Below are 15,396 nucleotides of genomic sequence, written 5' to 3' on the forward strand. Positions count from 1 at the left end.
CCTATTCTATTGGTAACGTGAGTTGGTCAGATTGTGATCTGGAAGGGATTTAAAGCGTTTATGTAACCACATCCATTGATCTGGGGCTCGCATGATAATCTCTTCAACAAATTTATTCATGTAGGCCGCCGCTGCCGTTTCATCTTTTTTCGGGTAATCTGGCTCGATATCTTTATCGGCAATGATTTCATACTGGCCTGCACTGTTTCTAAAGCCAGAACCCGGAATAATAGCGCACTTACTGGTGTAGGCTAAAATACTGGTACCTGTTGTTGTACATGCCTCTTCCACGGCGAAGAAAGGGACAAAAACGGATTTGTTGTGTCCGTAATCTTGATCCGGCAGATAAAACAGACGGTGCCCTTGGCGCAGTACGCGAATCATCTGTTTGAGGTCGGTACGGTAGATAAGCTTGTTGCCGTTACGTGTACGCCCACGATACTGAATAAATTCGTAGGCTGGGTTGCTGTGTGGCCGGTAAGCGCCGTAACCTTGCAACCCTAATACTCCAAACGCGCGCGCCGTAATCTCTAGATTGAGTGCATGCACACAACATAGCAGCGCGCCTTTGCCTTGTTTGTCGAGTTGTTTGAGTATTTCTACATCTTTCGCTACCAAGATGCGTTTGAAGCGCCAAGTTGGCCAAAACCAAGTAATGCCAGTTTCGATTAACGCCATCCCAGTATTCTTGAAATTTTCCTCAACCACACGTTCAATTTCAGCTTGCTCCATGTCGGGAAAGGCAAGTTCTAGGTTACGTCGAGCAATTCGAACTCGTGACTTACCAAAACGCATCCCAATGCGACCTATGCTTTGGCCTAAACGTAGCAGAAGGGCATAAGGGAGTAGGTTGACAATCAGGGCGAGCAGTCCGAAACCTAGCCATACCCCCCAATACTTAGGGTGCAATAAAGAGAGGGAAAATGGCGGTGCCTGATTGAACTTATCTTTACTCATAGTGATTACTTAATTTGTGCACTCAGTAGTGACCAATATTCTTCAAAATTAGCGGTTGGTTGATATTTAAAGTCGCTGCGAACAAAGCGGTTTAAGCTACCTTCCACTTGACCTAACAGTTGCGCTGCCAGTACTTTTTCATCGACAGGGAAAGCTTTGCCTTCACGTAGCATGCGCTCGCGCAAAATCTGACGGATTGAGGTTTCGATGCGTTCAAACAGTTGATTGATGCGCTCGCGTAAGCGTTCATTTTCAAACATTAGCGCATGCCCAGACAAAATGCGGCTCAGGCCCGGATTACGCTCCGCAAAAGCCAAAATCAATTGCAGTACTAAGCGGATACGAGTCAGGGTGTCTTTCTCTTCATCCAAAATACGGTTTATTCTCGACATCAAAGACTCTTCAATAAATTCGATTAAGCCTTCAAACATGCGAGCTTTACTTGGGAAGTGTCGATACAGCGCGGCTTCTGAAACGCCAACTTGTTTAGCCAGTTTTGCGGTTGTAATGCGTGAAGCCCCTTCGTTAGACTCCAGCATTTCAGCCAGTGCTTGCAAAATTTCATCTCGGCGGTTGGTTTTTCTTGTTCCAGCCATGAACCTTTTCCTTATTGTTACCATTCTGAATAAAGGCTTTGAGTGCGTGCCTCAAAGCCAAATGAGTTATGACAAATCCATTTATCGCGAAGTTCGACTCTTACAGAGCTGATGTATGAGCTTTACGCTTCTAGTTTTTCCGCGATGGTCATAACGATTTGTGTTGCAATGTGCTGCTTTGATGCAAGGGTAAGTGATTGCTTACCATCTTTCCAGTATAAGGTGATTGCGTTGTTGTTGCTATTGAAGCCTTGCCCTTCGACGGAGACGTCATTGGCGCAAATCATATCGAGATTCTTTTTACTCAACTTAGTTCGTGCGTAGTGTTCGACATCCTGAGTTTCAGCGGCAAACCCAACTGTAAATGGGCGATGCTCGTTAAGTGCAGCCACAGAGGCGATGATGTCTGGATTTTTGACCATGGTAATAGTCATTTGATCGCTCTCATCGGTCTTTTTGATTTTGTGCTCTGCGACGGCTTGTGGGCGATAGTCAGCCACCGCTGCACAGCCTATAAATATGTCATGCTTTGTGGCTTGAGCTAGAGCCGCGTCATGCATGCTTTGCGCGCTATCAACATCAATGCGTTCTACACCCACCGGGGTGGCTAAGGCGACTGGCCCGGCAATCAAAGTAACTTGTGCTCCTTGCATGGCAGCAGCTTGAGCCAAGGCAAAGCCCATTTTTCCTGAACTGTGGTTAGAGATATAACGTACTGGGTCAATTGCTTCACGCGTTGGCCCTGCGGTAATCACAACCGACTTACCTTTAAGTGGCTTATCGGCAAAAAATAGCTCACAACGCTCAACCAATTGCATCGGCTCAAGCATGCGCCCTGGGCCTACATCACCACACGCTTGCTCGCCCGCTGCTGGGCCCCAGATATGCATGCCACGACGTTCAAGGGTGGCGATGTTTTCTTGGGTGGCAATATTACGATACATCTGCTGATTCATTGCGGGAGATACCGCAACAGGAGAATCCGTTGCCAACACTAACGTCGTTAATAAATCATTGCCCATGCCAGCTGACATACGAGCAATGAGGTCTGCCGTAGCAGGAGCAAGCAGCACTAAATCCGCCCACTTAGCAAGCTCGATATGCCCCATTGAGGCTTCAGCCGCCGGGTCTAGTAAGCTATCGGAAACTGGCCTGCCAGAGACGGCCTGCATAGTCAGCGGGGTGATGAACTCTTTGGCGGCGGTGGTCATAACGACCTGAACCTCTGCACCGCGTTCGATGAGTCGGCGAGTCAATTCGGCGCATTTATAAGCAGCAATACCGCCGCTAATACCTAGTAGGATCTTTTTACCTGCGAGTGTTTGCATGATGATCTTCCTTAAAATTTCTGCCCGTAAGATACCACGGCTGACAATTATGTGCCTAGGGTGAGGAGGTGAGTTGGCCGTTTTGAAGCTTGATATGGCGCAAAGTTTGCCATACTGAAGGCGCGCGCAAGTTGCATGGTTAATTTTTGTCTGCTCGCACACTGCTACTCTATATTATGGCGACTAAGCCTCTTTCATTACTCTGTGCTGAGATGTTTGCCTGATAAAGAGAGATAAATGAAGCTGCTACCCAAAGAGTCTATGCCAAGAGAGAAATTGCTTTCCCATGGTCCACAAGCGCTAACCGATGCCGAACTACTGGCAATCTTCCTTAGAACGGGCACGCAGGGAATGAATGTATTAGCGCTGTCTGACCATCTGATTAAAGAGTTTGGTTCGCTAAGAAAGCTGTTTTCTGCTGATTTAAGCAGCTTTTGCCACCACAAAGGATTAGGCGTCGCAAAATATGTCCAGTTGCAAGCCGTACTTGAAATGACCCAACGTTATCTGGCCGAAGCACTTCAGCGCGGTGAAGCGCTCACCAGCCCAGAGCAAACGAAGCTTTATCTTTCTGGCTTACTAAGAGATAAACAGCGCGAAGAGTTTTTTGTCTTATTTTTAGACAACCAACATAGAGTCATTTGTGGTGAACCTTTGTTTCAAGGCACGATTGATTCGGCTTCAGTCTACCCGAGAGAAATCGTCAAACGCGCTTTAGAGCATAATGCCGCCGCTTTGATTTTAGCCCACAATCATCCGTCTGGTATTGCTGAACCAAGCCAGAGTGATCGCCGCATCACTCGTCGAATATGTGATGCATTGGCATTGGTCGATATTCGTGTCCTCGATCATTTTGTGGTCGGGGATGGAGAGATTGTTTCCTTCGCAGAACGTGGTTGGATATGATTTTTAGCTTGGGTTGATTGAAATTGAAGACGTTAAGCGCACAGATAGCTCAATCCGTGAGATAAGTAAGATGTTTTCTTGGATGATTTGAAGTAAATCCGGGGTGCTTAAGTAGCTGTAATCTCTCTAGGAACTAGGTACTAGGAACTCGTATCTATTATTTTCTGTGATTTTGTTTAAGTTTTGGTTGTGAGAGCGCCGATTTCTGCTACAATCCCCCGACATTTTTTAGCACATAAATCAGCTCTGCCTAAAAAAAGATCACGAAAACCTGTAAAAAGGATCTGTTCGGGTCTTGAGCAATGGTACTCAAGTTAGTATAATGCGCGACCTTTGATAGCCTTGTATGGGTTTCCATAGCGGTATAAGACCTCGACATTCTTCTTTGAGAACTAGAGAGGTTCGGCCACCAAGGTTGATATCGAGCTGAAACGATTTTGGAGAAGACATTCATGTCACGAGTATGCCAAGTAACTGGTAAGCGTCCAGTAACGGGTAACAACCGTTCACACGCACGCAATGCTACTAAGCGTCGTTTTCTGCCGAACCTACAAACTCATCGTTTCTGGGTAGAGAGCGAAAAACGTTTTGTTAAACTACGTCTATCTGCTAAAGGTATGCGTATCATCGACAAGAAAGGCATCGATGCTGTTCTTGTTGATATCCGTGCAAACGGCGTAAACGTTTAAGAGGAAATAGACAATGGCAAAGAAAGGCGTACGTGAGAAAATCCGTCTAGTATCTTCTGCAGGTACTGGTCACTTCTACACGACTGATAAGAACAAGCGTAACATGCCAGGCAAATTTGAGATCAAAAAGTTTGATCCAGTAGTTCGCCAGCACGTTATGTACAAAGAAGCGAAAATCAAGTAATTGATTCTTCTTTGAACTTCCCTCGGGAAGCGTGAATTGAAACCCAATCATAGCAATATGGTTGGGTTTTTTATTAGCTGCAATTTATACTCGATGTATCTGATTCAAATACTTAAGTGGTCATTCACTAAAGGAAATGATATGCGAGTTTCACCATCACGCCGTCGGCGTTGGAACAATATTCTTATCTTAGGCATTATTGCCTTTATTGCCTTGCTTAACCTTCCGACCCTAATTAAAACGTATTTGATTGAGCAACCTGTAGTGGAAAGTGCTCACCCATATCTATTGAATCCGCAAGCCGATCTGCAAGCCTTGTACTTTTCCAACTGGTCGCTTGAGAAAAATCAAGGCCGCTGGCGCAGCACCATTCATACCTCGATTCCAGAACAAGAGCTTGCTGAGCGTTGGATGAATTTAGTCGGAACCGAAGTCAGCCCTGAAAATTTTGCCAACTTAAAGCCACAGTTAGGTCAGCCGAGCTCAATTGAAGTGTGGTATCTCGATCAAGAAGAGCCGCAAAGGATCACGTATTATCAAACTTCGCAATTTTGGTTGTTAAAAAACTGGCAAGACAAGTGGATAGCGATTTCGGTGGATAGTGGTTATTTAGTTCCTAGAGATTAACGGCTAGAAACTCTACACTAGGCGCTACGATTTCTATGCTAGGAACTCTTTATGCCGGAACTACCAGAAGTTGAAGTTAGCCGAATGGGCATTTCTCCTCATCTAGTTGGTGAGACTGTTGCTAAAATAACCTTTCGTACGCCAAAACTCCGTTGGGATATTCCTCAGGATCTTAAAAAAATGCAAGGCCAAGTGATTCGCAACATCACGCGTCGAGCCAAGTACTTATTGATAGAAACGGATGTTGGTTGTGCGATTGTCCATCTTGGGATGTCTGGCTCTCTGAGAGTACTTGATGCCGAGATCTCACCCGCTAAACATGATCATGTTGATCTCAAACTAACTAACGGCAAGGTGCTACGTTATAATGACCCAAGACGTTTTGGCGCATGGTTATGGACTGAAGATGGCACACACGCCGCACTAGGTAAGATGGGGCCAGAGCCGCTTACCTCTGAGTTCAATCATGGCTATATGGTTGAAAAGGCGAGCAATAAGCGTGTCGCGGTGAAGCAGTTTATTATGGATAACAAAATTGTTGTTGGGGTGGGGAATATCTATGCCAATGAGTCGTTATTTAGCTCAGGAATTCACCCCACACGATCAGCAGGTACGCTGACCGCGAACGAATGGCAAAGGCTGGTCTATGAAATTAAGCGCGTGCTCGATACCGCAATCAAGCAAGGTGGCACAACGTTAAAAGATTTCGCTCAAGCGGATGGTAAGCCCGGTTATTTTGCTCAAGAGCTACAAGTCTATGGTAAAGCGAGTGAGCCTTGTCCAACGTGTGGCGAACTAATCGAAGAGCAGAAGATTGGCCAACGCAATACCTTCTTTTGCAATCAGTGCCAGAAGTAAAACAAGCGGCGAATCAGCCGCTTGTTTTATATGTGTGCTTTGCTTTTTAATGCCTCAGCGACCACCTCAGGGACAAAGTTGGTCACATCGCCGCCATGGATAGCGACCTCACGGACTATGGTCGACGAAATAAATGCGTGCTCTTCCGCTGGGGTTAAAAAGACACTTTCTAAACCTGGCATCAGCCGACGATACATATTGGTTAGGCCGAACTCGTACTCAAAGTCGACAGTGGTGCGTAAGCCACGAATCAATACGTTAGCTTGCTCTTGCTTGGCAAAATCAACCAACAGGCCAGAGAAACCTTTGGAGCTGACATTATCCAAATGCTTTGTCACCGTTTGTGCAAACTGAACTCGCTCATCCAATGTGAACATGGTGTTCTTACTTGGGCTGGCGGCGACCGCGATAATCACTTCATCAAACATATCCGCTGCGCGCTCGATAAGATCTAAGTGCCCGTTGGTAATAGGATCAAAGGTACCCGGATAAATCACTCGGGATAGGCGTTTTTTGCTCACGATAAAGATACTCAATTCATTCCATCTGTTTCAATACTAACAAAAAGGCTCACAATTACCCACTGAAGCCGCTATCATTGGGGCAAAAGAACCGTGTGGAAAGAGTGATGAAAAAAATACTGGTTGTGCGTAACGATAAGATTGGCGACTTCATGCTGGCTTGGCCAAGCTTTGCTATGTTGAAATCCTCACTACCAGATAGTCATATCACTGCGTTAGTCCCTAACTATACGGTGGCGTTAGCTGAGCTATGTCCTTGGATTGATAGTGTGTTGGTTGACCCGACAGAGAAAAGTGACAAAGCAAAACAAACCGAATTGATAAAGCAGATCCGCTCCGAGCAATTTGACGCCTCAATCAATCTATTCTCAACCACTTATAACGCCAAGTTAGTTTGGAAAGGCAAAATTCCTTACCGTTTAGCGCCCGCGACTAAGCTGGCGCAGATTTTCTACAATAAGCGTATTAAGCAGAAGCGTTCGCAATCTGCTAAACCAGAGTTTGAATATAACCTCGATCTTATTCGCGCTTTTCTGACGGATAACGGCGTGAAGATTGTCGAGCCCTCTGCTCCTTTTCTTTCATTTACTGCTCCGCAACTTACTGAACAAAAATCAAAACTGGCTCAGCAGTTAGATTTGAACGCTGATAAGCCATGGATTTATGTGCATGCAGGAAGTGGCGGCAGCGCCAATAACTTATCATTGCACCAGTACACTCAGCTTGTAGGTGGCTTAGAGGGCGACTTTGAGGTGATACTGACCGCTGGTCCTGGTGAAGAGCAAAAAGCCGCTGAGCTGCAACAATTATTAGCTGTGAGCGGTCGTAGTGCTGCGCTTTATGACAAAAATGATGGCTTAGTGGATTTCTCTTGCTCGATTGCGTGCGCAGATATGTTTATCGCTGGCTCTACTGGACCGCTGCATATCGCCGCAGCAATTGATGTTCCTACCGTTGGATTCTTCCCGAGTAAACGTTCTGCGACACCGCTGCGCTGGCAACCGATTAACTCACAAGGTAAGCATATCGCGTTTTGCCCACCGCAAGCGGAGGATAAAGCGAGTCAGGAAGATATGGCGCGTATTGATATTGCTCAAGTGTTAGAGCAGCTCAAACCTTGGGTACACCAAGTACTGAAATGACAAAGGGCTCTGATGAGCCCTTTTTAATGCGCTTAACGGTGACTTATTGCTTATAGTGAGGATCGTTATCGCGTGCCCATAAATCTGCGTACTTAACAAAGGTCGAGTGAGCAGAAAGCACCGCGATCAAGAAACCCTGTTTGCCATCAAGGAAACCACGTTTAAGTAGATACATTTTCAGGAAGCAACCTAAAGCATGAATAATCCCTTGCGACAGAGATGCCTTTTTGCCACGCGCTTGGCGTTGATCGGCCCACGCTTTGGCGTAGCCTGCCGACTTAACTAGGTAGTGATTTAGATTTTGATACGAGTAGTGAAGAATATCGCCATCTAACTCGGCCACCTTGCAACCTTCTGGAATAATCACCGACTCGTGTACTAGGTTGTCGTTGTACTTGGTGAGTTTATTTGGGTAGAGGCGTACGTGACGGTAGTACCAGCCTGAGTGTTTAAGGAAACGGCCAAATACCCAAGTAAGCTCGTTGAGGTTATATACCGTATTTTCAGGTGGGCTTTCTAGCATTGTGAGGATGTTTTCACGCAATGTCTCGTCAATACGTTCATCGGCATCTACTGCAAGAATCCAATCACTGGTGGCATAACTTTGCGCCAACTGCTTCTGTTTACCAAATCCCGGCCACTCGGCATTAACGTAAAAATGCTCGGTATACTCACGGGCGATAGCTTCAGTATTATCCGTACTACCTGAGTCAACGATGATGATCTCATCGACCCAACGTAAACTCTCTAGGCAATCGCGCAGACTGTCCTGCTCATTCTTGGTAATAATGACGGCGGCAATCGTCGCTCGGTTTTGACTGGCTTGATTCATAATAATGACTCTTTTTCACAGACCAAGTCGAACATAGTGATGACTTGATCAGAAGTAATTCTGTTCATGGCTTGTTTGTCTTTCACTCGCGATCGCCAACTCAATTGTTCGGCAGATTGACCTGTTTGCTCTTCGATCGCCCTTTGCCAAACACTGACCACATAGTCGAGGTATTGATATGGGCCGGTTCGCTGTGGATTGTGATGTGCGTACAAGCCAATCACGGGCGTATTCATCGCATTCGCCATATGGGCTGGGCCTGTATCTGGTGCGATCACTAAATCACATTTGTCTAATAAAGCGAGCATCTGCATCAATGAGCTCTGTCCGACAAGGTTGGTCACCTCACCTAGGCACAGTTCAACAACTTGTTCCGCCAAATCCGTTTCAACTTTGGCCGGACTGCCCGCTAAGATGACATTCCAGCCTTTACTTCGCGCATGCTTAATGAGTTCGCTATAGCCTTGCGCATGCCAGTTTTTATATGACTTGCTTGCTCCGGGTACGAGTACCAAGTTACGTTTACTGGTACTTAAGTGGCTTTGTGCCCATACGCCATCCTGCTTTGAATAACTTAACTGCCACTTAGGTGTTATATCATCAACACCAATCTTGTGAGCAAAAGCCATTAACCCATCAAGGACATGAGGCTTGCTCGGAGAGGGCACTTTGACATTGGTAAACAGGGTTTGAAAATCTTGACTACGCTTTGCATCAAATCCGATCTTATATCTGGCTTTGATACCTAATGTAGCAATGCTTGCTCTGAATGCGTACTGCATATGTAGTAGCGCATCGAACCGATGTCCTTTGAGCTGGGACCATAATTGCTGATAAGCTCGCCAGCCTTGTTTTTTATCAAAAACAATCAGTTCAACCCCATCGATACTCTCAAGCAACTTTGCTTCGAGTGCTCCTGTTATCCAAGTTATTTTGGTATTTGGCCACTGTTCTTGAATGGCCTGAACCGCGGCGATGGTATTACACACATCGCCAATTGCAGAAAGGCGCAATATACATAGAGAATGTGGAGCGGTATCAAAAAGTGCCATAGCATTGAGTAACTCATTGTTAGTGATATCGAATTATGCAGAGCTAACGAATAAATGTAAAATAGAACCGATTTTCGCCAATTTTAGGTCGCGTTGCTAAGTACAATGAAGAGTGTCACCGAGAACAACCAAGCGTTTTGGTATGATGAACAACTACTGAAAGAGCCAGTAGAAAAAGCCTTTGATGCCGAGTATTGGCAGCAAGCGGGCAAAGTGATTGGCAGTGCGGCAGGTCGCGGGACAACTTGGTTTGTGCAAACCGAGACCGTTGCGGCCGCGCTACGCCATTACCGTCGTGGCGGCCTGTTTGGCAAGTTGGTCGCAGACAGTTACTGGTTTTCTGGCTGGGAGAATACTCGTTGTTACCAAGAGTTGCAGTTGCTCAAAGCACTGCGTGAAGCTGGTGTGAATGTGCCTAAGCCTCTCGCTGCGAGAGCCATACGCACAGGTTTCACTTATCGCGCTGACTTGCTGAGCGAAAAAATCGCCAATGCGCGTGATTTAGTCGCGATCTTAACTGAAGCTCCACTCGGCGCTGAGATGTATAAAAAAATTGGTCAACAGATCCGAAAAATGCATGACGCTCAAGTCAACCACACTGACCTCAATATTCACAACATCTTGATTGATGACCAACAACAAGTATGGATCATCGATTTTGATAAGTGTTACCAGCAACCCGGCGACAGCTGGAAGCAGGGCAACCTAGAAAGATTGCAGCGATCTTTTGTTAAAGAGGTGGGTAAGCGTGACATCTCGTGGCAACAGAATGACTGGCAACCTCTTCTTGAAGGCTACCAGTCAAAGAGCTAGCTTTTTAGCTTGCGCAAAAGGCTGCCCGTAAGGTTTTTATAGCTTCGATATAGACGTTTAGTATCACGTGGTTTACCTGATTTATTGTTGAGATAAAGCCAGTCTGATAGGTCGTACTCTAAGGCCAAATTACCGCGTTTATAAAATCTCTCGGTGACATCTAGCCCCAACTTCTCTGGTGCATCCACTATGATGTTGTTGGCAATAAACTGCGGCCAAAAATCAGTACCTAACCCCGCGTCTTCACCCGTCAGATTATTAATCTTAAGTGGCTTGCCAATCAGTTTGGACAACCAGTTGAGGGTTAAAAACTGCTCGGTCGTGGTGTAGCGCGCTTTGTAACCTTGTTTTAGTGTGAAGCTCAACTCTTCTATCCAGTTCGAGGACCAAATGGTGAGTAAGTCTTCTGTGAGTCCGAAGTCAAACAGATCGCTTTTATGAAAATAGACAGGGCGGCCGTGATGACTCGAAATAAAGAAGGTACTACTGGTCAAGGTTCGCTGGTTAAAAAAGGAGAACGACTCTTGCCTTGGTAGATCCGCGTATTGGCAGTATAAATCGACAAACTGTCGACCAACAAGCTTGCTATCGGAACGAATTTTGACCGCGTATTTAGTGGTTACTGCTTTGAGTCCATAGTGAGAGCTGACCATTTGGCGATTGTTGTTTAGGGTCTGCGGTTTTCCATCATGAAAGATGATGTTTGAACCTGGATCATCGAGTTCTATCACTTGGTCATAATCCAAACCTTGATGAGGTTGACCTTTCCAGGTTGATAAGATGATGGTCGACGCCGGAAAATAGCTGCGGATGGAACTCAGACATTCTCTTGTGATGCCAGAGATCTGAGTCCGGTCACCGCTCGCTTGAACTGGGCCTTGCACAACAAAGGTGATGTCTTGGTCAGTAATCTGAATCATTTCGCTACCTGTTTAGAAAGTCAGTGTACTCTTGTGGAACACCACAGAAGGTCACTTCACTTCGCTCTATGAGATGGTAGTGAACTTCTAAGCCTTGCTCTACCAGTAAGTTATACAAAGGTGCAATGTACAGCTCACCTTTTTCCCACTCTTGTTGTGGTTTGGCTACATAAGCTTGATAGGCATCTAGGTAGGCTTGTTTGCGATTAAAATGATAAAGGCCAGTACTACAAAGATCGGATATTGGATTCTTTTCAGCAGTTTTGATGACTTTGGTTGAGCCTGCTTTTTCTGGCAGGGCAAAAGACCAGTTATCACCAGAGCCTTTAAACACTTCTAAGTACCCATCGCCTTTATGACTGACGTCAGGAAAGATAAAATTAGGCCTAAAAGTGTCAATGTTAAATACGGTAATTGCACCTTGATAGTCTGGACGTTGTTGTTCTAGTAGATCCAAACCTAAACTAACCGTTTCCGCTTGTCCTCTTGTCTCTTGGTCTAGAACAACAATGTAGAATTCTATGATCCCAAGTTTTTGTGCTCGTTGTTTAACAAAAGCTTCTGTTTCATAAACATTTCGGACGATAAACAGAAAAGGTAACGTAGAGAAGTAGGCTCGAAAGCTCTTCACCGAGTGATCAAATAGCGTTTCACCATGTGCTTCTAGCATGTATTTAGGTTTGGTGTAACCTGCTTTGAAAAAGCGCGAGCTCATACCCGCCATAGGAATCACTATCATTGTTCTAATCTCTGTAAAATTTGATGCAGTCGGAAAGCATTAGCGAACAAAGCGTCTTGGCGGCGCTTATCATCGGCATGTAATGGCAACATGGATAAAAAGAGCTGAATCTGCATGGCATACAAGTGCTGGGCTGTAATACTAAACTCTTCCTCGACCAATTGGATAAAGACCTGCTGTGTTTCCCTATGGGCACCGTTATCTTCAATTGTTAAGGTGATCTTTTGTTGCTCGAGTGAAACATCGTAGTAGCCAGCAATGATCCAGTCATATAGTCCCAAAATAGAGTGACTCAATTTGGCTAGGTCATAGCGAATATCACCGTAGATAGTCTTGCGCCCATCCGGAGTCATCCCTCGTGGGTCAATGGTTTTGACCTTACCCGCTCGAAAATCATACAGAATATTACTAAAGCAGAAATCTCCGTGTAATACGCCAAGCTGATCTTGTTGGGGTGGTAGATGTTTTTCACTTAATGCTAGGACGTCTTGCAAGCTTACAGTTTGGCCTTGATAAGTCCATTTGCTGTCAATATTGATATTTCGCGCTTGGCAGAACTCTGCTAAGCGTGTAGGGGTTTTACCGCCAAAGAGAACATCTAAGGTGTTAGCGTGAGTACCCGCTTCAACGAACTGTTTGCCGCAAGCAGATAGGAACTCAATACAGCCTGTTAGGATTTGCTGCCAAACTTGAGTCGGCAATTTGGAAAAAACGAATAACTCGTTCAAAGCGGTAAGATGTAGGTATTCAAGTTTGTAAGAAACTTTGCCTTGCTCGTTACTGCAGCCTAAATACTGTGGGATGTAACCTCGCAGTGGATATGGAAGCTTCTCAAACCAATTGGCCTCTGCGGCAATTTTATCGTTTTTAATGCTCGCTTTTTCAATCCATTTTGGTGTTATGGTCAGCTCATTAAAGGCTCTTTGAGTTGTGTGTTCTGCTTTTGAACGGTAGTAAGTGTTTACATGACCGAAGTCGAGCCAACCATTAGCATCGACTGGAGTAAGCCCGACGGATTGATGGTAGCGATTGAGCCCTTCGATGAAATTCCACTCACTTTGGGTAATACAGCGTACTAGCTCACGTGGTTGGCTGAACTTAAAGTAACCATCAATGATACGATGGGTTTCTGTGTTCAGTTGCTGTTCGGCATCTTTGAGCCAATGAGCCTTATCGTCAGTCAACACTGCCCAGTTATAGCTGTCTTTGGCGGTTGACACACTAGCTATGTCATCACCGATAGGCAGCTGCGAAAAAAGCGTATCACCATAGAGGATATGTAAAGGTGTATTCAGTGAGTGCCCACTGATATTAATTGCGGCAACTAAAGATGCGCCTAAACTTAGGCTATCCGGTGTAGCGATTAGCTTTACATTGTGGTGTTCAAGCCATTTCTTATCCAGCTCTGATACCGAGTAAGTTTCAGGTACTGAGAGATAGATGTCGACTCCGCTAGGAGCGAGAGCAATTTGATGTTGAAACAAGCGTCGGTTTCCAAGTGGTAAAAAACTTGGCGGAATATGTCCAAATTCTGATTCTAGCTCTTGGCCAACGTAGGCTCCAGACATGATTAGGAACATTGTTTTTCCTTTTCAAACAGCTGATTAATTTGCTCATAACTTAGTTTGGCGAATTCTGATGGGCGCACGGATCTATCGTCAATATAGAAGCCTTCGTGACCACACCATGGTTTGCCCACGATGATTTCGTCATAAGGAACACTATGCTTGTCTAACCATTCGGTAATGATGGGTAAAGTGTGGATATTGATTTTGCCAACATTACCTTCATAGGTACGCATGTTACGTGCAGTGGCGATAACTATTTCAAAACCTTGCTCTTTATAGCTTTTTAACTGCTCAATTACGTCTGTGCGCGGTAGGACATTTCTATAGTCTGAAGTATTGGCTTGCGTAAGTGTTCCGTCTAGGTCGACGATTAGCTTTTTCATATTATTCAATTCCTAATCTAGAGCTATTTGAGCAAGAGATCGTTTTATGGCGCCGGTATTTTTATTGACTACAGATAGGGCCTGTTGGCCGCAGGCTGTCCGCTGCTGTTTGTCTGTCAGCCATACCGTTAGTTGCGTTACAATATCTGCTTCATCATGTGTGATTTTACATGCATTGGCAGCGACAAGAGCGTGAGTGATATCAGTAAAATTGTAATAGCTTGGGCCCGTCAGAGTCGGTATACCAAGCGCGGCTGGCTCGAGCAGGTTGTGCCCCCCTACTTTTTTACCAATTAGGCTACCGCCCATAAAGCAAACGTCGCTGGCTTGCATCAAGGTAAGCATTTCACCCATGGTATCGCCCACATAAACTTGTGTATCGCGATTGATTGCATTGCCACTACTGCGGCTCACTGTTGAGAAACCCAGCTCTTGAGCTAGCTTAGTAACATGAGCAAATCTTTCTGGGTGTCTGGGTACTAGGATCAACAAAGCCTCTGAAATGGAGGAGAGAAGTTGTCGATGAACAGATAGCAGCTGTTGATCCTCACCATCGTGAGTACTTGCAGCAATCCAAATCGGTCGATCGTTGCCTAACTGCTCTCTCAAACGATTGCCTTGCTCAACAACAGTCTCCGTAATCGAGATATCGAACTTTATCGAACCAGCAACAATTAGCTTTTCTCTCGCAACCCCGAGCTTAGCAAAGCGAGTCGCATCATCATCGTATTGACACAGTACTGTGGAGAGTTGCTTTGCCATGGGGGTAAACAGTGGCATAACTTTTTTATAGCCACGGTACGATTTCGCTGATAAACGCGCATTAAGCAAGGTAATTGGGATATTGGCCTTACTTACCGCGTTAAGCGTATTGGGCCACAACTCCGTTTCTACAATAAGCAACTGCGCAGGCTTGATGATTCGAATAAATTTATTAATCGCAAAAGAGAAGTCTACAGGGGTATAGCGGTGTGTGACTAAATCTCCTAGCCGTTCGGCTTGCTCGGCACCTGTTGAAGTGGTGGTCGTGAGTACAATCTTGACCTCAGGATGGCGAGACTTGAGCTGTTTAATCAACGGAGTAACAGCGATCGTCTCACCGACAGAAGCTGCGTGAATCCAAATCGGCTGGTGGCAATTTGGAATAGACGGAGTGAAACCGAAGTGTTCCTTCCACCTTTGGCCCACACTTGGCTTCCCCTGCTTCTTTTTATAGAGACTATAGAGAAGAAGCGGGGCAAGCAGCGTTAAAAGAAGTGAGTAAAAAAATCTTGCTAGCAC

The 15,396-nt window shown here is 45.4% G+C and carries 18 protein-coding genes; 7 read left to right on the plus strand and 11 right to left on the minus strand.

Going from position 1 to position 15,396, the window contains the following annotated elements; all coding sequences use genetic code 11:
* Positions 1–6: 6 nt before the first annotated feature.
* The 3 genes from lpxL to coaBC form a co-directional block, all read right to left on the minus strand.
* Complete coding sequence (gene lpxL / locus TW81_RS04800; RefSeq protein ID WP_045954592.1) at positions 7–957, minus strand: LpxL/LpxP family Kdo(2)-lipid IV(A) lauroyl/palmitoleoyl acyltransferase; 951 nt, start codon at positions 955–957, stop codon at positions 7–9.
* 5 nt (positions 958–962) lie between these two features.
* On the minus strand, positions 963–1,553 hold the full coding sequence (gene slmA / locus TW81_RS04805; RefSeq protein ID WP_045954593.1) for a nucleoid occlusion factor SlmA: 591 nt from the start codon (positions 1,551–1,553) through the stop codon (positions 963–965).
* 122 nt (positions 1,554–1,675) lie between these two features.
* Entirely contained in the window at positions 1,676–2,881 is a 1,206-nt protein-coding gene (coaBC, locus tag TW81_RS04810; RefSeq protein ID WP_045954594.1) for a bifunctional phosphopantothenoylcysteine decarboxylase/phosphopantothenate--cysteine ligase CoaBC, read from the minus strand.
* A gap of 237 nt (positions 2,882–3,118) precedes the next feature.
* On the opposite strand from coaBC, the gene radC reads away from it, so the two are divergent.
* The 5 genes from radC (at position 3,119) to mutM (ending at position 6,145) form a co-directional block, all read left to right on the plus strand.
* Positions 3,119–3,787 carry a RadC family protein gene (gene radC / locus TW81_RS04815; RefSeq protein WP_045954595.1) on the plus strand — a complete coding sequence of 223 codons (669 nt, stop codon included), beginning with the start codon at positions 3,119–3,121 and terminating at the stop codon, positions 3,785–3,787.
* A 452-nt stretch (positions 3,788–4,239) separates the two neighbouring features.
* Positions 4,240–4,476, plus strand: coding sequence for a 50S ribosomal protein L28 (rpmB, locus tag TW81_RS04820; protein ID WP_004743834.1), 237 nt, complete (start codon positions 4,240–4,242; stop codon positions 4,474–4,476).
* Between the two features lie 13 nt (positions 4,477–4,489).
* Complete coding sequence (gene rpmG / locus TW81_RS04825; protein ID WP_004410866.1) at positions 4,490–4,660, plus strand: 50S ribosomal protein L33; 171 nt, start codon at positions 4,490–4,492, stop codon at positions 4,658–4,660.
* A 141-nt stretch (positions 4,661–4,801) separates the two neighbouring features.
* Positions 4,802–5,287, plus strand: coding sequence for a hypothetical protein (locus tag TW81_RS04830; RefSeq protein ID WP_045954596.1), 486 nt, complete (start codon positions 4,802–4,804; stop codon positions 5,285–5,287).
* 51 nt (positions 5,288–5,338) lie between these two features.
* Positions 5,339–6,145, plus strand: a complete 807-nt coding sequence (gene mutM, locus TW81_RS04835) for a bifunctional DNA-formamidopyrimidine glycosylase/DNA-(apurinic or apyrimidinic site) lyase (protein ID WP_045954597.1) — start codon at positions 5,339–5,341, stop codon at positions 6,143–6,145.
* Positions 6,146–6,171: 26 nt separating this feature from the next.
* On the opposite strand, the gene coaD is transcribed toward mutM, so the two are convergent.
* A complete protein-coding gene (coaD, locus tag TW81_RS04840) occupies positions 6,172–6,666 on the minus strand; it encodes a pantetheine-phosphate adenylyltransferase (protein WP_045954728.1) in 495 nt (164 codons plus the stop codon).
* A gap of 107 nt (positions 6,667–6,773) precedes the next feature.
* On the opposite strand from coaD, the gene TW81_RS04845 reads away from it, so the two are divergent.
* A complete protein-coding gene (locus TW81_RS04845) occupies positions 6,774–7,808 on the plus strand; it encodes a glycosyltransferase family 9 protein (RefSeq protein WP_045954598.1) in 1,035 nt (344 codons plus the stop codon).
* Between the two features lie 43 nt (positions 7,809–7,851).
* Here TW81_RS04845 and TW81_RS04850 read toward each other — a convergent pair whose 3' ends face one another.
* On the minus strand, positions 7,852–8,640 hold the full coding sequence (locus tag TW81_RS04850; RefSeq protein ID WP_045954599.1) for a glycosyltransferase family 2 protein: 789 nt from the start codon (positions 8,638–8,640) through the stop codon (positions 7,852–7,854).
* Positions 8,637–9,692 carry a glycosyltransferase family 9 protein gene (locus TW81_RS04855; RefSeq protein WP_045954600.1) on the minus strand — a complete coding sequence of 352 codons (1,056 nt, stop codon included), beginning with the start codon at positions 9,690–9,692 and terminating at the stop codon, positions 8,637–8,639. Before TW81_RS04855 ends, TW81_RS04850 begins: the two co-directional genes overlap by 4 nt.
* Before the next feature lie 105 nt (positions 9,693–9,797).
* Between TW81_RS04855 and TW81_RS04860 the strand changes: the two genes are divergently transcribed.
* Positions 9,798–10,505 (plus strand): 3-deoxy-D-manno-octulosonic acid kinase, encoded by a 708-nt coding sequence (locus tag TW81_RS04860; RefSeq protein WP_045954601.1) that lies wholly within the window; start codon positions 9,798–9,800, stop codon positions 10,503–10,505.
* Here the strand turns inward: TW81_RS04860 and TW81_RS04865 are convergent.
* The 5 genes from TW81_RS04865 to waaA are packed head-to-tail and all read right to left on the minus strand — an operon-like array spanning position 10,502 to position 15,396.
* The gene (locus TW81_RS04865) at positions 10,502–11,425 is read right to left on the minus strand and encodes a WavE lipopolysaccharide synthesis family protein (RefSeq protein ID WP_045954602.1); all 924 of its coding nucleotides are present in this window, start codon (positions 11,423–11,425) and stop codon (positions 10,502–10,504) included. The genes TW81_RS04860 and TW81_RS04865 overlap by 4 nt on opposite strands.
* Before the next feature lie 4 nt (positions 11,426–11,429).
* On the minus strand, positions 11,430–12,164 hold the full coding sequence (locus TW81_RS04870; RefSeq protein WP_045954603.1) for a glycosyltransferase family 2 protein: 735 nt from the start codon (positions 12,162–12,164) through the stop codon (positions 11,430–11,432).
* Positions 12,161–13,744 carry an aminoglycoside phosphotransferase family protein gene (locus TW81_RS04875; protein WP_045954604.1) on the minus strand — a complete coding sequence of 528 codons (1,584 nt, stop codon included), beginning with the start codon at positions 13,742–13,744 and terminating at the stop codon, positions 12,161–12,163. Before TW81_RS04875 ends, TW81_RS04870 begins: the two co-directional genes overlap by 4 nt.
* A complete protein-coding gene (locus TW81_RS04880) occupies positions 13,735–14,115 on the minus strand; it encodes an HAD-IIIC family phosphatase (RefSeq protein WP_045954605.1) in 381 nt (126 codons plus the stop codon). Before TW81_RS04880 ends, TW81_RS04875 begins: the two co-directional genes overlap by 10 nt.
* Positions 14,116–14,127: 12 nt before the next feature.
* Positions 14,128–15,396 (minus strand): lipid IV(A) 3-deoxy-D-manno-octulosonic acid transferase, encoded by a 1,269-nt coding sequence (gene waaA, locus TW81_RS04885; protein ID WP_045954606.1) that lies wholly within the window; start codon positions 15,394–15,396, stop codon positions 14,128–14,130.

The sequence above is a fragment of the Vibrio galatheae genome (assembly GCF_000967545.1).
Classification (GTDB): Bacteria; Pseudomonadota; Gammaproteobacteria; order Enterobacterales; family Vibrionaceae; genus Vibrio; species Vibrio galatheae.